Genomic DNA, 16,488 nt, shown 5'->3' on the forward strand with positions numbered 1-16,488 from the left:
GGGCGTAGCTCAGTGGTAGAGCACAACCTTGCCAAGGTTGGGGTCGAGAGTTCGAATCTCTTCGCCCGCTCCATTCTTCCGGACTTTCGGGGGAATGGAGCGACTATATATCTCGCGAATGGGCGGGCGTAGCTCAGTGGTAGAGCACAACCTTGCCAAGGTTGGGGTCGAGAGTTCGAATCTCTTCGCCCGCTCCATTCTCGAACATCTTCCGAAAACTTAGACGTTTCCAACCGGTCCCCGCCAAGGGATCGCGGTGAACGATTCGCGTGTCGCCGGGCGATCCGCGTTCGCCTAAGCTGCGCCTCATGACTCGCATCGCACCCTGGCGCGCCGCCCTGGCCGGCGTCTGCCTCGCAGCCTTGGCCGTCTCGGCCGCCTGGGCCACGCCCTCCGGCAATCTCGTCAGCCTAGTCGCCCGCTACGAGGCGCTGGGTAATGCCGACGAGGACCCCGATTCCGGCGGTTCCAGCGAAGCCCGCTGGCGCCTGCCCGACGTCTCGCCCGCCGCCGACGCCGCGCGCCTGACCAAGCTGAACGCGATCTCGGCGGCCCTGTCGGCGATGGAGACCAAGGGCCTCTCCGACGAGGAGAAGCTGACCCGCGACCTGCTGCTGTGGACCGTCAAGGACCGCATCGAGGCGGCCGGCTACGACGAGTCGCGGATGCCGTTCAGCAGCGACGGCGGCTTCGACGTGATGATGCTGTACCGCGCCACTGGCATGAAGCTGAAGAGCGAGGCCGAGGCCCGACGCTGGATCGGCCTGCTGAACGGCATGCCCGGCTGGTACGCGGCCAATATCGACAACGCCCGGCGCGGGGTGAAGACCGGCTTCGTCCAGGCCATCCCGACCGCCCAGGCGGTGCAGGAGCGGGCCCAGCGCACCGCCGCCACGCCGCTGGCTGACGATCCGCTGATGACGCCGCTGCGCACCCTGCCGGCCAGCATCCCGGAAGCCACGCGCGCGGCCCTGGTCGCCGAGGGCGAGAAGGCCATGACCGACAAGGTCGCGCCGGCTCGGGCCACGTTCGTCAAGTTCATGACCGAGGAGTACGTCCCGCACGCGGCCAAGAGCCTGGCGGCCTCGGACCTGCCGGACGGCAAGCGCTACTACGCCTTCCTGGCCCGCCGGCACACGACCACCACCCTGACGCCGGACCAGATCCACGACATCGGCCAGTCCGAAGTGGCCCGCATCCGCGCCCGCATGCAGGAGACCATGAAGGCCGCCGGCTTCCAGGGCGACCTGCCGGCTTTCCTGGCCATGCTGCGCCAGGACCCGCGCTTCTACGCCACCAGCCGCCAGCAATTGCTGGAGAAGTCGTCCGAGATCGCCAAGCGCGCTGACGACCAACTGCCGGCCCACTTCGGCGTCCTGCCGCGCCTGACCTATGGCGTGCGCCCGGTGCCGGCCAGCATCGAGAAGGGCTACACCACCGGCCGCTACTTCGGCGGCGACGCCAAGGTCGGCCGGGCCGGCGGGCTGATGATCAACACCTCGGAGCTGGACCAGCGTCCGCTGTACGAGCTGCCGGCCCTGGTGCTGCACGAGGGCGCGCCCGGCCACCACATCCAGACCTCGCTGGCCGCCGAGCAGACGGGTGTCCCCGAGTTCCGCCGCAACCTCTATTTCACCGCCTTCGGCGAGGGCTGGGGCCTTTATTCGGAGTGGCTGGGCGAGGAGATGGGGATCTATCGCGACCCCTATGAGGTCTTCGGCCGGCTGTCGTACGAGATGTGGCGCGCCTGCCGCCTGGTGGCCGACACCGGCATGCACTGGAAGGGCTGGTCGATGGAACAGGCCCGCGCCTGCTTCACCGACAACACCGCCCTGTCGCCGACCAATATCGAGGTCGAGCTCAAGCGCTACGTCTCCTGGCCCGGCCAGGCCCTGGCCTACAAGATCGGCGAGCTGAAGCTCTTGGAGCTGCGCAAGCGGGCTGAGGTCAAGCTGAGCGACAAGTTCGATGAGCGCGGCTTCCACGACGCGGTCCTGCTGCACGGCTCGCTGCCGCTGGCGGTGCTGGAGACGCGGATCGACGCCTGGATCGCCCAGCAGGCCAAGGCCACCGCGCCAGCCAAGAAGAAGGGCTGACTGTGGCCAGGATCACCGTTCTCGGCGAATGCATGGTCGAGCTGTCGCCGGAAAGCGCCGACAGCCTCTACCGGATGGGTTTTGCCGGCGACACGTTCAACACGGCCATCTACATGGCGCGGCTGGGTGACGAGGTCGCCTACTGCACGGCGCTGGGGCAGGGCGACCCGTTCAGCGAGGGCGTGCTGTCGGCCATGCGCCGCGAGGGCATCGACACCCGCCTGGTCCGTCAGGTCGAGAACCGCCTGCCGGGTCTCTACGCCATCGTCCTGGACGAGCACGGCGAGCGGAAGTTCCACTACTGGCGCGAGCGGGCCCCGATCCGCGACCTGTTCTCGGCCCACACCGCCGACCAGCTGATCGAGGCGGCCAAGGCCAGCGGTCTCGTCTACCTGTCGGGCGTGACCCTGGCGGTGGTTGGCGACATCGGCCGGGCGCGGCTGAAGGACATTCTCGCCTATGTCCACTCGCTGGGTGTCGCCGTGGCCCTGGACTTCAACTACCGCCCGGCCCTGTGGCCCAGCCCCGAGGCCGCCCGCGCCGCCCTGGACGGCGTCGTGCCCTCCTGCCGCTACATCTCGCTGAGCAGCGAAGACAGCCGCCCTCTCTATGGTCGCGAAGCCGAGGACCTGGCCGCCGAATGGGCCGCCGCCGGCGCCGAGGTCGTGGCCCGCGACGAGAGCCACGCGGTCAATGTCCACCAGCCGGACGGCCGCACGGCCACGCCGCCGCCGGGGCGGGTCAAGGCGGTCGACACCACGGGGGCAGGGGACAGCTTCAACGCCGCCTACCTGTCGTCGCGACTGGCAGGGAAACCCATTCCGGAGGCGGTTGCGCGGGCGCATGCCCTGGCCGCGCTGGTGGTCTCGCACAGAGGCGCTATCCTGCCCCACGGCTTGGCGCTGGAGGCCTAGCCGCGTGTTCAGTCGTTTGTGTTGCGTATGGTTAAGCCTCCCGAGGGCCTCGTCCCCGACCGTCTGCAGACGGCGCTGACGAAACGATTTCTGATCCCTGTCTTGCCGGCGGTGGAGGCGGCGCTACTCGCGATCCGCGCCGAGACGGATGTGGCCCTGGCCGCGACCGCGGTGGCCAAGCGGGGAAAGTCCTATCCCTACGGATACTGCTACGAAATCACCGTCGATGTGCTGCAGCGGCTTCGGCAGGCGGCGGCCCGCCGGCGATCGCCGGGGGAGCGCGCGCTGGACGCCTTCTTTCGCGGCGGCGGCCGATGCACGCTGATCTGGGGCGCGCTACGCGGGCGGTATCTGCAGAACGCGATCCAGGTCGGGCCGCTCTATGTGGACGTCTCGAACGACACGGTGGACGTCAACAAGCCCAAGGTCGAGATCATGCCGATGGCGCAGTCCGGCTTCGAGCTGCTGCGCGACGCCGCGCATTTCGCGGAGATCGCCGCGCTCTATTGGGGCGTCCGCACCTATGCCAACACCGCCTTGCCGGCCCTGGCGCCGCTGTTCCCGATGCTGATCGTGGATCGCGAGGAGCGCGTGCTGCTGCAGTCCAACGCCGGCTACATGATGCGGCTGTTCGGCGCGGACGGCTTCCGGCGCGCCGAGCAGTGGCTGCGGGAAGGCCCTGCGCTACCGGTGGAGATCGTGCACGAACTGCGCCGCCATTGCCCAGAAGACATCCTTGCCGCCAGCCCCACGGTCGGCGTCGACGCGGCGATCGCGGCCTGCCGCGAATTGCGCGAAGGCCGCACGAAGCTCGACAATGCTTGGGTGGATCGCATGAAGGCTGACTTCGATCGCGTGCCGATGATCCAGATCATCCGCGCCGCGAATCGCTCGGGCGGCCAAGCTGAGTCCATGGACGCCAATCCCCGTCTGGGCGCGGGTGTTTCGGGCGCCTCGGCCTAGGAACATCAATGACTTGTGGTCCGGAAGCTTGAGTGAAATAGGAATATCTTCCTCTCATTAAGAATATATACCTATAGTGGTGTTCGCCCGCTATGCTCGCGGCTGGGAGGAGAGGACGCCATGTTGGTTCAAGCCCTTGAGGACATCTGGGCGATCACGCCCGATCCCCGTCGCGACCGCCTGACGGTCGGCTTCGTCACCCATCTCGTTTCCCTGGCCACCGGCGTGCCGGCGGCCGAGATCAGCGCGCCTCGGCGCGCCACCCACGCCGCCGTCCGCGCGCGGCAGCTGGCCATCTACCTGACCCACATCACCTTCCATTGGTCGCTGGCGCGGGTGGCCTTCGCGTTCGGCCGCGATCGCACGACCTGCGGCCACGCCTGCCGCAAGATCGAGGACATGCGCGAGGACGCCGTGTTCGATCGCCGGCTCTCGGACCTGGAGGCCTGCCTGCGTCAGGCCCCGGCCCATGCCGAGGAGATCCCGGCGTGAGCGTCGAGTTCGATACGGAGCTGGAGGCGCGCCGGCTGGCCGAACGCGCCATGCGGCTGCTCTCGCGCCCCGGAGCGGTGGTCGAGGCGCGGGGCCTGGGCTACGGCGTGCGCCTGGGCCCCAGCCGTCGGCGCAGCGTCATGCTGACCCTCGACGAGGCGGCGTTCCAGGCCCTGGCCCGTGAGGCGACGCTGAAGCCGCGCGCCCAGGGCGGTTGGACGATGACGGCGCGGCCAGAGCCTTCGCCGCTACCGCCGGGTCGCCCGGGCGTGATCGAGGAAGAGGTCGTGACGGCCGAGGGACCGGTCCGGCGTAATCTCGGCGAGTCGCCGATCGCCTGGCTGGCCCGCCGCCGTGACGGCAACGGCCAGCCCTGGTTGACGCCGACCGAGGCCGCCGCCGGCGAGCGGCTGCGCGAGGAGTTCGAGAGTCTGGGAACGCAAGGCCGGATGACCATGCGCTGGGACGCGACGCCTCGGGTGGACGGCGGCCGGCCGGGATTGGCCCCGGCCGAACGCGATCTCGCCGCTCGCGAGCGGATCGCCCATGCGCTGGCGGCGGTGGGGCCGGGCCTGCGCGAGATCCTGGAGCGGGTCTGCCTGATGGGCTCGGCGCTGGAGATGGCCGAGCGGTCGCTGAAGCTGCCGCGCCGAGCGGGCAAGACGGTCCTGAAACTCGCCCTGCAGCGCCTGGCGCGGCACTATCGGATGGCCTGAAGGCCTAGGCGTTAGCGGTTGCCGCCGGCCACGGCGATGATCTCGCCGGTGATCCAGAAGCTTTCCGGCGAGGCCAGGAAGCTCACCACCGGCGCGATGTCCGACGGCTGGCCGATGCGGCCGAGCGGGGTCTGGGCGACCAGCTGAGCTTCGAGTTCGCTGCCGATGATGCCCACGGTGTGGGTGCCTTCGGTCTCGACCGCGCCCGGCGAGACGGCGTTGACGCGGATCTTGCGCGAGCCCAGCTCCTTGGCCAGCACGCGGGTGATCGAGTCCACGGCCGCCTTGGTGCCGGTGTAGACCGAGGCGGTCGGGATATCGACCGTGGTCGCCGCCGAGCTGATGTTGATCACGCTGCCGCCGTCGGCGCCGAAGCGCTTGGCCGCTTCTTGCGTCGCCAACAGCAGGCCCAGGACGTTGATGTTGAACTGGCGGTGGAAGTGCTCTTCGGTGACGTCTTCCAGCGCGGCGAACTCGTAGACGCCGGCGTTGTTGACCAGGATGTCGACGCCGCCGAAGGCCTTGGCGGTCTCGTCGAACAGGCGGGTGACATCGGCGCTCTTGGCCACGTCGCCCTGGACCGCGATGGCCTTGCCACCGGCGGCGGTGATCTCGGCCACGACCTTGTCGGCGCCGTCACGGCTCGAAGCGTAGTTGACGGCGACGGCCGCGCCCTCGGCGGCCAGGGCCTTGGCGATAGCAGCGCCGATACCCTTCGAGGCGCCGGTCACGACGGCGGTCTTGCCAGTAAGCTTGCTCATTGTCTCTCTCCGGACGCCGTTGATCGGCGAACGCTTCGACATTTAGATAATCATCGAAGTGATTCAATGAGCGCGGGCGGAGAGATTTTCTGGGGGCTTATCGGCGCTGGCTGGAGGCGTCCCGGCGTTGCCATTGCGAACCTAGCCTCCGGGATCTGGACGCATGAAATTTTCTACCTAAAGGCGCATTGTTAAGCTTGACTCCTTGCGGCTGAGTGTATGCAAACTAAGATTGTATACGCGGTGGAGGCGAGTGCGTAGTGATGCATCCGATTGGTAATTTGTATCTGGACACCTACGACTTTCCTAAATGCGCAGAGGGGGCGAGGAAGACATACACTCTGGCCACTCTTCCGCGATCGGGCAGTACTCTAGCCGCAATCGAATTTTGGAAAACAGGCGCGCTTGGCGCGCCGATGGAATATTTGAATCTTCCAATAATGGGCAATCTGATTTCCCGGATGGGGGAGGAGGATATGTTGGATTATTGGAGAAAGGTGATTTCCAAACGCACTGGCCCCAATGGGGTGTTCGGTTCGAAACTTTTCATTCGAAACCTCCGGCATATCTCCGCGAACCATCCCGCTCTTCTTCCTCATATATTCGGAAAGAAGATCGTTTATCTCGAACGCGCTGACGAAGTTGCTCAGGCGATTTCATATCTGCGCGCCGCACAAACCCGGGCGTGGTTTGCCTCATCGCCGGAAAAGGCGCCGGCGCAGTACGATCGAGACCTGATCGATCGCTACGTGCAGCGGGTCAGGAAACAGAAGAGCGCTTGGGAGCGTGTCTTCGTGCGTCTGGACGTGACGCCGCTACGCATCAGCTATGAAGGCTTGCTGGCCGACACCCAGGCGGTGACCGATCGCGTGGCTGATTTCATCGGCGTGACGATCGACCGCGCCAATCCCTGGGACATTCCCGACATCGAAAAGCAAAGCGGCGGTGAAAGCCGCCAATGGATGGAGCGCTATCTTAGCGAGACCAGGGCGGCTTGACCGTGCGTTTCACCGAGCCGGATGATCTCCGTGAGGCCGAGCCGGCGGAGCGTGCGCCAACGCCGCTCCGCGTTGCGCCAGCGCAGGCCGCGTTAGGCCTTGGCGCGCCGTTCAAGGCTTCGCACCTGTCGGGCTGGCTTCTGACCGGGTTCCTTGCGTTCGTGCTTCTGGCGACCGCGACCTTTTTCGTCGTCGCGCAGTACGCGCGCAAGGAGACGGTTTCGGGCGTCATCGAGCCGGCCTACGGCGCGGTTCGCCTAACGTCGCTGCGAGCCGGGATCATCGGCGCGGCGTATGTCCGCGAAGGCGACTGGGTGAGGGCGGGGCAGCCGCTCTTTCTGACGAAGGGCGACCAGACCACCGAGGGCGGCGCTTCCCTCAGCAGCATCCTGGCCACAAGCGCGGCGGCGCAGGACGCGGCCTTGGCCGCCCAGATCCGTGAACGCGGCAGCTCCGCGGAAGCCTTCATGGCCGAGATCGACACCAAGCTCGCCAACAGCGGCAGGCAACTCGTCGTCCTCGACCAACAGATCGTCATGCAGCAGGATCGCATCGCGCTCGAGGAGAAGACGCTCGAAAGCTATGAGCGGCTCAACGCCCAGAAGTACGTCTCCGACATCCGGTTTCGCGAACAGCAGAAGGCGTTGATTTCGGCGAAGCAGTCGCTGGCCGGCCTCGAATCCCAGCGCGCCGACTACGTCGCGCAGCAGCGGCAATTGCGCCATCAGCGCACGCAGGCCGCCTCGGCCGCCGCGCAGGACGTCGCCGAGCTGGGGCAGAGCCGGGCGATGCTGCAGGAGCGCAGAGCCACTCAGGAGATCGAGCGGGCCGCCGTCGTCACCGCGCCCAGAGCGGGCAGGGTGGTGGCGGTGCAGGGCAAGCCCGGCTCGGTCGCTCGGCCCGACACATTGCTCGCCATCGTTCTTCCGGAAGGGGTTGGCCTGCAAGCCGACCTCTGGGTGCCCAGTCGCGCCGTCGGGCTCATCAAGCCAGGCGACGAGGTTCGCCTCATGTACGAGGCGTTTCCCTATCAAAAGTTCGGCGTGGGTCGGGGCCGGATCGCGACGATCGCGCGCGCGCCGACCATGCCCTCGGATCTCCCGATCGCGCTCAAGACCGAAGAAGCGCTCTACCGCGTCACCGCGAGCATCGACCGGCCCTACGTCGAGGCCTATGGGCAGCAATGGCGCCTCGCCGTCGGCAGCCGCCTCTCGGCCGACATCATCCTTGAGCGCCGGTCGTTCGCCGAATGGCTGCTCGAGCCGCTGCGCTCGGTCCAGCGCAGCGTTGGCGGAGCGGCCAGTTGACGATCGCCAATCTCCAATCGGAAATCGCCGAATGCGGTCACGCCTGTATCGCGGAGGCGGCCAAGCGCCTCGGTGCGGATATCGATCTGCCGCGGCTCAGGAGCGTCTACCCACCCTCGACGCGGGGGACCAGCGTCGGCGAGATCCTGGACATCGCCGGCAAGCTGGGCATGTCGGCGCGGGCGGTTCGATGCGAACCTTCCGAGGTCAAGGACCTCAAGCGGTTTTCGATCCTTTTCTGGCGCGGCGACCACTTCGTCATGCTGGAGCGCCCCACGGCGTCCGGCGTGCGCATCTTCGACCCGGCGGTCGGGTATCTGACGGTCTCGACGCGTAGCTTCGCCGAAGACTTCTCGGGCGTGGCGATCGAGCTCACCGGCGCGCCGGTCTTCACCAAGAAAGCCCAGCCCTCGCGGATGGCGCTCAGCGGGCTCTTTCGATGGAGCCCCGACCTGGCCGCTGGTCTGGCGCAGGTGCTGGTCCTGTCCATCATCCTGCAGGTGTGCCTGCTCGCCAGCCCGCTCTACATGCAGCTCGCGATCGATGCGGCGGCCATCAAGGGAGATCACGGCCTGCTGGTCTCCCTGGGCGTCGGCTTCGGGCTTCTGGCGATCTTCAACATGCTGGCCCAGGCGCTGCGCGGCTTTGCGCTGCAGCGAATTTCCGCCCTGCTGAACTGGGACATGACGCAGCGGCTCTTTCACCATCTGATCCGCCTTCCGCTGTCCTGGTTCCAGCGTCGCAAGCTCGCCGACGTCCTGTCGCGCTTCTCGTCGCTGGACCCCATTCGAGGTCTGGTCTCCAGCGGCCTGATCTCATCGGTGCTGGATGGCGTGCTCTCGGCCGCGTCGCTGGTGATGATGTTCGTCTTCTGTTGGCCGCTCGCCCTTCTGACGGTCGTGGGCGTGACGATCGCGGTCATCATCAAGGTGGCGACCGTGCCCATCACGATGCGTCTGCAGATGGAGCAGCTGCAGGCGACGATCGCCGAGCAGGGCAAGCGTCTGGAAACGCTGCGCGGCATCCAGACGATCAAGGCGATGGGCGCCGAGGCGCCGCGGGAGTCGGTTTGGCTCAACAAGCTTTCCGCCGCGATCAACGCCGAGCAGAAGAGCCGCTCGGCGTCCCTGGCGGTGACCATCGCGCAGGACGCGATCGAGGCGCTGGTGCTGGTCGCGACGATCTATCTTGGTGTTCGCCAGGTCATCAACGCCGAGCTCACCGTTGGCGCGCTCTACGCGTTCATGGCCTATGGCACGCAGTTCACCCAGCGGTGCGCGACCTTCTTCGACCAGTACATTCACTGGCGGCTGCTCGACATGCACGCGTTCCGCCTCTCCGATGTCGTTCTGACGCCGAAGGAGGATGGGATCGATCGCCCCTGCGCCGACCTTGCGACCGTCGCCGGCCGCGTCGAGCTTTCGAACATCGTCTATCGCTACAATCTCAATGAGGCGCCCACGCTCAAGGGCCTGAACCTGTTGGTGGAGCCGGGCGAATTCATCGCGATCGTGGGTCCTTCGGGGGCGGGGAAGTCCACGATCGTGAAGATCCTGGCTGGGCTCTACACGCCATTCAATGGCGAAGTTCGGCTCGACGATGTCCCCTATGCGGCCTGGGGGCCGCGCTCGGTCCGCGCCGCCATCGGCGTCGTGCTGCAGGAAGATCGTCTGATGTCCGGCACGATCGCCGAGAACGTGGCCTTCTTCTGCGAGCCGATCGACTACGCCAAGCTGTGGCGCTGCCTACGCCAGGCCGGCATCGACGAAGAGGTCCGATCGATGCCGATGCAAGAGCACACCCCCGTCGGCGACATGGGCAGTCAGCTGTCAGGCGGTCAGAGGCAAAGACTACTGTTGGCTAGAGCGCTCTACAAGGAGCCCAAAATACTTCTGCTCGATGAGGCCACGTCGCATCTGGATACGAAGCGCGAAAACATCATCAACAAGAATATCGCCGATCTCAATTTGACCCGGATCGTCATCGCTCATCGACGAGAGACGATCGCGCTTGCCGAGCGAGTACTTCGCATCAGCGACGGTAAGCTCTTTGACGTCACGGAGAAAAAGAGCCGAACCATGGCCTAAACCGGAAATTGCCTTGACTCAAATGATTACTCAAGGTTGATTTTCTGCGCCAATTGCGGCATTGCTCTCGTAAGGGGTTTCAGATGAGGCAGTTAACTGCGGAAGAAATTCGGGCGCTAACCGGCGGCAACAACGGCGGTGGCGACGACAACGAAGTGTCCGAGATCGTCGTCAACCCGTCGGAGGATCCGTCATCGTCGTCGTCGTCGTCGTCCCTGCCCTCGTCGTCGTCGGACGACAATGATCCTGGCGACAGCGGTGGCGAGGAAACGACGGTCGGCGCGATCGGGAGCAATGCGGACATCTGGACGAAGGCGGGCGTCACCACAGCCAACCTGTCCGAGAAGATGAAGGGCGCGCTCGACAAGGTCGTTCAGGTCTGGAAGGCCAACAGCGGGCCGCACCCCGTCGTGACGTCGGCCAACGATGGCTCGCACGGCAACAACTCGTTGCACTACCAGAACCAAGCCATCGACCTGCGGGCCAACAACGTCTCCACCGCCGAGGCCCAGGAACTGGCGAATGACCTGGACGAGGCGCTTGGTGAGGGCTTTGACGTCCTGCTCGAAGGCCAAGGCACGCCGAACCAGCATATCCACGTCGAGTACGACCCGCGCTGACGCGGGTCCCATCGGAGCATGACCATGAGCAGCACCCGATCGCTCCATCCGCCGATCATGGCCGGCATCCTGGCCCTGGCCGTCCTTGCCTCGAGCGCCTGCGCGGCCGGAGCGAGTAGCAACCAGGGCTGGACGACGGCGACGTCGGCGGAGGTATCAGGCGAGGACGACACCGCCCGCGCCACCTCTCCCGTTCGCTTCTTGTCCGCCCAGGGCGACTTCGATGGCGATGGGAAACGCGACCAGGCGCAGCTCGTCGTCAATCGCGGGACCGGCGTTTACGGGGTGAAGTTCACCTTCGGCGCCGACCGTCGCCAGCATGTCGAACCGATCGGACCGCTCGCGGCCATCAAGAGCGCGGGCCTTCGGGCGGCGCCCGCGGGTGGCTACGAGGGCTGCATCGAGTCGGGACCACGGTGCGAAAAGCAACGGGTCAGCACCAAGGCCGACGGCGTGGTCCTGTTCGCGTTCGAATCCAGCGAGCGGCTTATGTATTGGGACGCCAAGGTCCTGAAGGCCGCTTATCTGAGCGACTAGGCGACTCCAACCTCGGGGCGGGTGAAGCTTGCCAGCTTCGTCCGCCCCCAATTTATCCCGGCGTCGATGTTTTGCAGAACGTCCGATTGGCTTGCGCCGGTGGCCATGAAGGACCACGCGTTGTCGATCGCCGACAAGGCCGCCTCCATGTCCTGTCCGACGGGCACATGCAGCACCGGGTCGATCAGCCAAGGAAAGGGTGCCGACGCCGGCGCCTGCTCCACGCGACCCCGCCACTTGCGGATCGCTCCCCACCCCACGCTGGCGAGCTGAGGCCGAGGCGCGTTTTCGCGTTCGGGGCGCTCCTCGACGACAGCGGCGACGAGCTCGCGGTCCAGGTCCACGCCATAGCCCAGCCTGATCATCTCGCGGATACGGTTGCCCGCCGTGCGGCAAGCGGCTTCGCCCGCCAGGAATCCGCCTTGGCCGTCGGAGAATATGTCGATGTGGAATGTGGTGTGGTTGGGGAACGGCAACGATCGTTTCAGGCGTTTGAAGAACGCCAGAAGCTGGGCGTGGAGCGTCGAGTCGCTGTCGTTCAGGACGCTGCCGCCGTCGACGCCCTCCCGAAAATCCAGCGGCTTGTTCACATAGGTCGCCGACGAGAACACACGCAGGCGGCCATTGGTGATCAGGCCATCGACATGATGAAGCGCATGGGGAATGAACGCTTCGATCATGTAGAGATTGGCTAGGTTCTCCCACGCGAAATCGCTCAAGGGCGGGACCGGACTGTTGTCGTCGACATAGAAGATGTTTCGCGAGCCCGCGCCCCTGCGCACCTTCAGGAGGGCGGGGCCAAATCGCGTCACGAAGCGTCGCACATCGCTGATGTCGCCAACGGCCTCGAAGCGCGGCGTCGGGATTCCCGCGGCGTGCATGGCTGTCTTCATCACGAGCTTGTCCCTGAAAAGGGCGGCGGACGCCGGCTTCTGGCCTCGGATGCCAAGCTTGGCGCGAACCGCGGCGGCCCTTTCGATGTCGAACTCGCCAAGTGCGATGACCCTGTCGAAGGGATTGGCGGCATGAATCCGCGACGCGACAGCGATGATTTCGGCGAGTTCCCCGTAGCGCTCGACGGTGACGACGTCGCCCGCGCCACGCGCATCGGGCCCAACCATCGAGGCGGGCGTGAGGACGGTGACTTGGTGCGCGTAGAGCCAATCGTCGTAGGGGTCAACGCCGAGGGGGCGGCGGTTGAGGACCAGCACATGCATCGCGATTGACCAGTAAGCGAAATAATCGACAAATAAACCTATGCGCGAGATGGTGGCGAGTGAAGTGGAAATTTGGATCGAGAGGCCGGACCTCGTTGATCCGGCCTGCTTGCGCCGATACGTCGCCATGGTGGCGTCGAGCGGGCAGGTGCTGACGTCCGGGCTCGCTCAGCGGATCGGGTCCGCGCATTGCATCGCGCTTGCCAGGAAAGCCGAAAGGCTTGTCGGCGGCGCCGCCTTGAAACGGCCCGCGGCCTCCTACGTGGAGCATGTCTTCAAGAGCGCCGGACTGCAGGTTCCCGCCAGCGATCTCGCCGAGCTGGGCTATCTCTACGTAGACGAGCCCGGTCGAGGATGCGGCGTCGCCGGGCGCCTCTTGTCGGCGCTTGTCGCGCGGCTGGAGGGGCGTGAGGCGTTCGCCACCACGCGCGAGGACAATCTTGCCGCCAGGCGCGGTCTCGACCGTTGCGGTTTTCTTCGACGCGGCGCGCCCTACGCCTCGGCGGATGGGCTGGGCGCGATCGTTCTCTATGTGCGAGCGCCTTGATGTTTTTCGCGCGAAGATGGCACTGTTGAAAGCGCTACCCCTGCGTCAGTGCCCGAGGCTGCCATGATTACGCGTCGCTCAATTGGTTTGGCCGCCTCCAGCATTCCCTTCTGGTGGGGATCCGCGCGCGCCGCCCAGGGGGCCATGAGCGCGTCGATCAAGCTGACGGGGCAGCGCGTGCTGATCTCGGCCGAGCTCAATGGCAAGCCTGGCTATACGTTCGCGCTGGACACCGGGGCCGTGGTCAGTGGAATCCGGGATCAGGTCGCGCTGGACCTGAAACTACCGGTCACGGGCAGCGCCAAGCTCAACGAGGGACAGAAGTTCCCCCTCTACGCAGTCAATTCGCTGGTTCTGGGCGAGACTATCCGGCAGTCGAACCTCTCATTGTTCGGTTTGCCGGGAGAGCGGCTGGGCGCCGACGGCCTTCTCGCGGCGAACATGCTGACGCGCTTCGACAGCGAACTGGATTTCGACGCCTTGCAGTGGCGGATTTTCCCCGAAGGCCGCGCCGACCGCGACCGCAGCGGATACAGCCGGCTTCCGACCGAATTCATCGCCAACAAGTTCGCCGGCGGCTCGAGACGGATGTTCGGGGTCGCGCGAATTGACGGCCGAGTTGTCGATGTCCTGCTCGACACCGGCTCTCCCTGGTCGTTGAGCCTGGACAACAAGACGGGCGAAAAGCTGGGATTGTGGCGCGATGACGTGGCCTACGCGCCCGTCTCGCAGTTCACCATCAATGGACGGAAAAGTCCGGCGCGCCTCGTTCGCGCCGGGGCCCTGGAAGTGGGCGGAGTTCTCTATTCGAACCCCCTGGTTGTAGTGCGCGCGCCGGACGCGCCGCCGATGGCCAACATCCTGGGCCTTGGGACGCTGCGGACCCTGAACCTGATGGTCGACCGGGAGGACGACCGACTCTGGATCAAGCGGAATGCGCATCCGCAGACCCAGCACCGGTATCCTGGCTCAGGCCTGCTGCTTGAAACCGCTGGACCAGGCGTTCGCGCCGTCGACGTTGGATACGGCAGCCCCGCCTTCAAGGCTGGGATGAGGGCGGGGGATTTGGTTGTTGGCCCTGGTTCCGCGCAGGATCTAACCGCTTCGCTATCGCGACCGCCAGGCACTGATATTCGGCTCCACGTCGAACGAGATGGTCGTACGCGAGAGCTGGATTTCAAACTGCTCGCATACCTTTGAGGCCCCGCTACACCGGCGCCGTGGCCGCCCGACGCCACCATCGGATTGTTACAGTACGGCGGTAGCGCTGGTCATTCGCGCCGGGGGCCGCCATGCGTCACGTCTATCTCTACATCCACGACCTGCGATCCAGCGGCGTGGTGCGCAACGCCATCGACTTCGCCAAGCGGTTCGCCCAGGACCATCCGACCACCCTGGTGGTGGGCTATGGCGAGGGGTTCTTCGCCGAGGAGGCGGCGCGCGGGCCGTTCGCGCTGAAGGTGCTGGCGCCCAGGGAAGGCGCGCTGGGACGGGGCGTCGCGGCCTTGCGGCTTCGGTCCTGGCTGTCCCGCCAGCCTGCGGGCGCGCTGATGTCGGTGGGCAATATGGGCCATTGGACGCCGTTCCTGGCCTGCCAGGGTTTCAGCCACATCGCCCGCATCTATTGCATCAGCAACGAGGTGGCCCGCGACGACGGCCTCAAGAGCCGCACGCGCTTGGCCTGGATGAAGCTGCTGACCCTGGACGCCGCCCGGACCGTCGTGGTCGGCCGCGCGCTGCGCCGTCTGCCGCTGTTCGCCGAGGCCATCGCGTCGGGCCGCGCGGTCGAGCTGCCGAACGGCGTCGACAACGCCCTGGCCGCCCGGCTGGCCCAGGCGCCGGCGCCGCATCCCTGGCTCGAGGACCAGGTCCCTGTCGTGGTCGGCATCGGTCGGCTGCGGCCGCAGAAGAACTTCGACCTTTTGATCGAGGCCATGGGTCGCGCGCGCCAGACGCGACGCCTGCGGCTGGCGATCATCGGCGGCGGGGCCCAGGCCGAGCAGGCGCGGCTGACCGACTTGGCGAAGGCCGCCGGGCTGGGGGAGGATTTCCTGCTCGCGGGCGAGACCGACAATGTCTTCGCCTGGCTGCGCCGCGCGGCGGTGTTCGCCCTGCCGTCACGCTGGGAGACGTCGTCGCTGGCCTTGCTTGAAGCCCTCGCGGCGGGCGCGCCGGTGGTGGCGTCCAGGATCGCCGGCGACGCGGCCCAGGTGCTGGAGGAGGGTCGTTATGGCCTGCTGTTCGATGGCCAGGATCCCGACGCGCTGGCGGCAGCGCTGCTGGCCCAGGTCGCGGCGCCGGTCCGGCCGGGCGATCGGGCCTTGGCCTACGACCTGAGCCTGACCAACGACGCCTATGCCGCGCTCATCGCGGAGGTCCTGGCGTCCGGCTCGGCCCGCTGGAGGCCAGGCCCGAGTCAGATTTCGGCGAGCTGAGCCAGGTAGGCGTTCAGGACATCGCGCTGCAGGACCAGGAAGGCGAACTTGCCCTGGCGGCAGATCTTGATCAGGCCGGCCGTCTCCAGCTCCTTCATGTGGTGCGAGAAGGTGGCGGCGCTGACTTCCACGAACTGGGCGAGCGCACCACAGGCCGTGGGCTCGCTGCTGGCGCCGACTTCCTTGAGGATCTGGCGGCGGCGGGGCTCGGCCAGGGCCTTGGCGATCAGATTGACCTGGCGTTCATCCAGAACGATGCGCGGCGCGTCTTCCATGGCCTTCATATGCGGTGGAGTGGCGCTGGACGCAAACGGGCGGGACCTTTCGGCCCCGCCCTTCGCGGTTCTTAGTGCTTCAGCGACAGCTTCAGGTCGCGCATCTGGTCGTGGCCGGACTTCACCGAGGTCCAGGCCTTTTCGATCGCCGCGCGGGTCTGGGCGTCGACGTCGGTGTCCTGCAAAGCCTTTTCGTACTTGGCCTTGATGTGGTCCTCGCCGGCCTCGACCTCGTTGACGACGGCTTCGTCGCCCTTGGTGATCGAGTCCTTGAGGTTCAGGAACACGCGGTGGGCGGCGGCCAGGATGGTGCCGTCGTCCTTGGGCTCGCCACCCAGGCGGCGGACCTCGTCCTGCAGTTCCGAGGCGACCGAGCGGCGCTCCTGGGCGCGGCGCTCGAACAGGTCCTTGTAGCGCGAGGCGTCGGCGTCCTTGGCGGCTTCGGCATAGCCGTCGGCGCTGTCGATGGTGGTTTCGACCAGGCCGTTGACGAGCTTGATGTGGTCTTCGTTCGTGTGCATGG

17 protein-coding genes and 1 tRNA gene are annotated in these 16,488 nt (G+C 66.4%); 14 read left to right on the forward strand and 4 right to left on the reverse strand.

The window, feature by feature from the left end:
* The first annotated feature begins 122 nt into the window (after positions 1-122).
* The 6 genes from AC07NI_RS17510 (at position 123) to gafZ (ending at position 5,181) form a co-directional block, all read left to right on the forward strand.
* A tRNA-Gly gene (locus AC07NI_RS17510) sits at positions 123-197 on the forward strand.
* Positions 198-308: 111 nt separating this feature from the next.
* On the forward strand, positions 309-2,096 hold the full coding sequence (locus AC07NI_RS17515) for a DUF885 domain-containing protein (protein ID WP_494621391.1): 1,788 nt from the start codon (positions 309-311) through the stop codon (positions 2,094-2,096).
* A gap of 2 nt (positions 2,097-2,098) precedes the next feature.
* The gene (locus AC07NI_RS17520) at positions 2,099-3,010 is read left to right on the forward strand and encodes a sugar kinase (RefSeq protein WP_494621393.1); all 912 of its coding nucleotides are present in this window, start codon (positions 2,099-2,101) and stop codon (positions 3,008-3,010) included.
* 21 nt (positions 3,011-3,031) lie between these two features.
* Entirely contained in the window at positions 3,032-3,973 is a 942-nt protein-coding gene (locus tag AC07NI_RS17525) for a hypothetical protein (protein ID WP_494621395.1), read from the forward strand.
* A gap of 120 nt (positions 3,974-4,093) precedes the next feature.
* Positions 4,094-4,465 carry a gene transfer agent production transcriptional regulator GafY/HdaB gene (gene gafY, locus AC07NI_RS17530; protein ID WP_494621397.1) on the forward strand — a complete coding sequence of 124 codons (372 nt, stop codon included), beginning with the start codon at positions 4,094-4,096 and terminating at the stop codon, positions 4,463-4,465.
* A gap of 50 nt (positions 4,466-4,515) precedes the next feature.
* Positions 4,516-5,181, forward strand: a complete 666-nt coding sequence (gene gafZ, locus AC07NI_RS17535) for a gene transfer agent activator GafZ (RefSeq protein WP_494622262.1) — start codon at positions 4,516-4,518, stop codon at positions 5,179-5,181.
* A gap of 11 nt (positions 5,182-5,192) precedes the next feature.
* Here the strand turns inward: gafZ and AC07NI_RS17540 are convergent, their stop codons facing one another.
* The gene (locus tag AC07NI_RS17540) at positions 5,193-5,942 is read right to left on the reverse strand and encodes a glucose 1-dehydrogenase (protein ID WP_494621399.1); all 750 of its coding nucleotides are present in this window, start codon (positions 5,940-5,942) and stop codon (positions 5,193-5,195) included.
* A gap of 263 nt (positions 5,943-6,205) precedes the next feature.
* Between AC07NI_RS17540 and AC07NI_RS17545 the strand changes: the two genes are divergently transcribed.
* From AC07NI_RS17545 to AC07NI_RS17565, 5 genes are all read left to right on the forward strand, one after another.
* Positions 6,206-6,940 carry a Stf0 family sulfotransferase gene (locus AC07NI_RS17545; protein WP_494621401.1) on the forward strand — a complete coding sequence of 245 codons (735 nt, stop codon included), beginning with the start codon at positions 6,206-6,208 and terminating at the stop codon, positions 6,938-6,940.
* Complete coding sequence (locus tag AC07NI_RS17550; RefSeq protein WP_494621403.1) at positions 6,937-8,247, forward strand: HlyD family secretion protein; 1,311 nt, start codon at positions 6,937-6,939, stop codon at positions 8,245-8,247. The genes AC07NI_RS17545 and AC07NI_RS17550 overlap by 4 nt, the downstream gene beginning before the upstream one ends.
* Entirely contained in the window at positions 8,244-10,334 is a 2,091-nt protein-coding gene (locus AC07NI_RS17555; RefSeq protein WP_494621405.1) for a peptidase domain-containing ABC transporter, read from the forward strand. The genes AC07NI_RS17550 and AC07NI_RS17555 overlap by 4 nt, the downstream gene beginning before the upstream one ends.
* A gap of 83 nt (positions 10,335-10,417) precedes the next feature.
* Positions 10,418-10,954, forward strand: coding sequence for a M15 family metallopeptidase domain-containing protein (locus AC07NI_RS17560; protein WP_494621407.1), 537 nt, complete (start codon positions 10,418-10,420; stop codon positions 10,952-10,954).
* A 24-nt stretch (positions 10,955-10,978) separates the two neighbouring features.
* Positions 10,979-11,491: a hypothetical protein gene (locus AC07NI_RS17565; protein WP_494621409.1), complete on the forward strand. Its 513-nt coding sequence runs from the start codon at positions 10,979-10,981 to the stop codon at positions 11,489-11,491.
* Here the strand turns inward: AC07NI_RS17565 and AC07NI_RS17570 are convergent.
* Entirely contained in the window at positions 11,488-12,708 is a 1,221-nt protein-coding gene (locus AC07NI_RS17570; RefSeq protein ID WP_494621411.1) for an ATP-grasp domain-containing protein, read from the reverse strand. The genes AC07NI_RS17565 and AC07NI_RS17570 overlap by 4 nt on opposite strands.
* A gap of 40 nt (positions 12,709-12,748) precedes the next feature.
* Here AC07NI_RS17570 and AC07NI_RS17575 point away from each other — a divergent pair, with 40 nt between their 5' ends.
* The 3 genes from AC07NI_RS17575 (at position 12,749) to AC07NI_RS17585 (ending at position 15,690) form a co-directional block, all read left to right on the forward strand.
* The gene (locus tag AC07NI_RS17575) at positions 12,749-13,255 is read left to right on the forward strand and encodes a GNAT family N-acetyltransferase (RefSeq protein ID WP_494621413.1); all 507 of its coding nucleotides are present in this window, start codon (positions 12,749-12,751) and stop codon (positions 13,253-13,255) included.
* Positions 13,256-13,399: 144 nt separating this feature from the next.
* Positions 13,400-14,455, forward strand: a complete 1,056-nt coding sequence (locus tag AC07NI_RS17580) for a pepsin/retropepsin-like aspartic protease family protein (RefSeq protein WP_494621415.1) — start codon at positions 13,400-13,402, stop codon at positions 14,453-14,455.
* A 92-nt stretch (positions 14,456-14,547) separates the two neighbouring features.
* On the forward strand, positions 14,548-15,690 hold the full coding sequence (locus AC07NI_RS17585) for a glycosyltransferase (RefSeq protein ID WP_494621417.1): 1,143 nt from the start codon (positions 14,548-14,550) through the stop codon (positions 15,688-15,690).
* On the opposite strand, the gene AC07NI_RS17590 is transcribed toward AC07NI_RS17585, so the two are convergent.
* Both AC07NI_RS17590 and AC07NI_RS17595 read right to left on the reverse strand, forming a co-directional pair.
* Positions 15,672-15,965, reverse strand: a complete 294-nt coding sequence (locus AC07NI_RS17590) for an ArsR/SmtB family transcription factor (RefSeq protein WP_494621419.1) — start codon at positions 15,963-15,965, stop codon at positions 15,672-15,674. The two genes, AC07NI_RS17585 and AC07NI_RS17590, sit on opposite strands and share 19 nt — an antisense overlap.
* Positions 15,966-16,036: 71 nt before the next feature.
* Positions 16,037-16,486 (reverse strand): PA2169 family four-helix-bundle protein, encoded by a 450-nt coding sequence (locus AC07NI_RS17595; RefSeq protein ID WP_494621421.1) that lies wholly within the window; start codon positions 16,484-16,486, stop codon positions 16,037-16,039.
* Between the last annotated feature and the right edge of the window lie 2 nt (positions 16,487-16,488).

This window comes from Caulobacter sp. GW821-FHT10E02 (genome assembly GCF_059415225.1).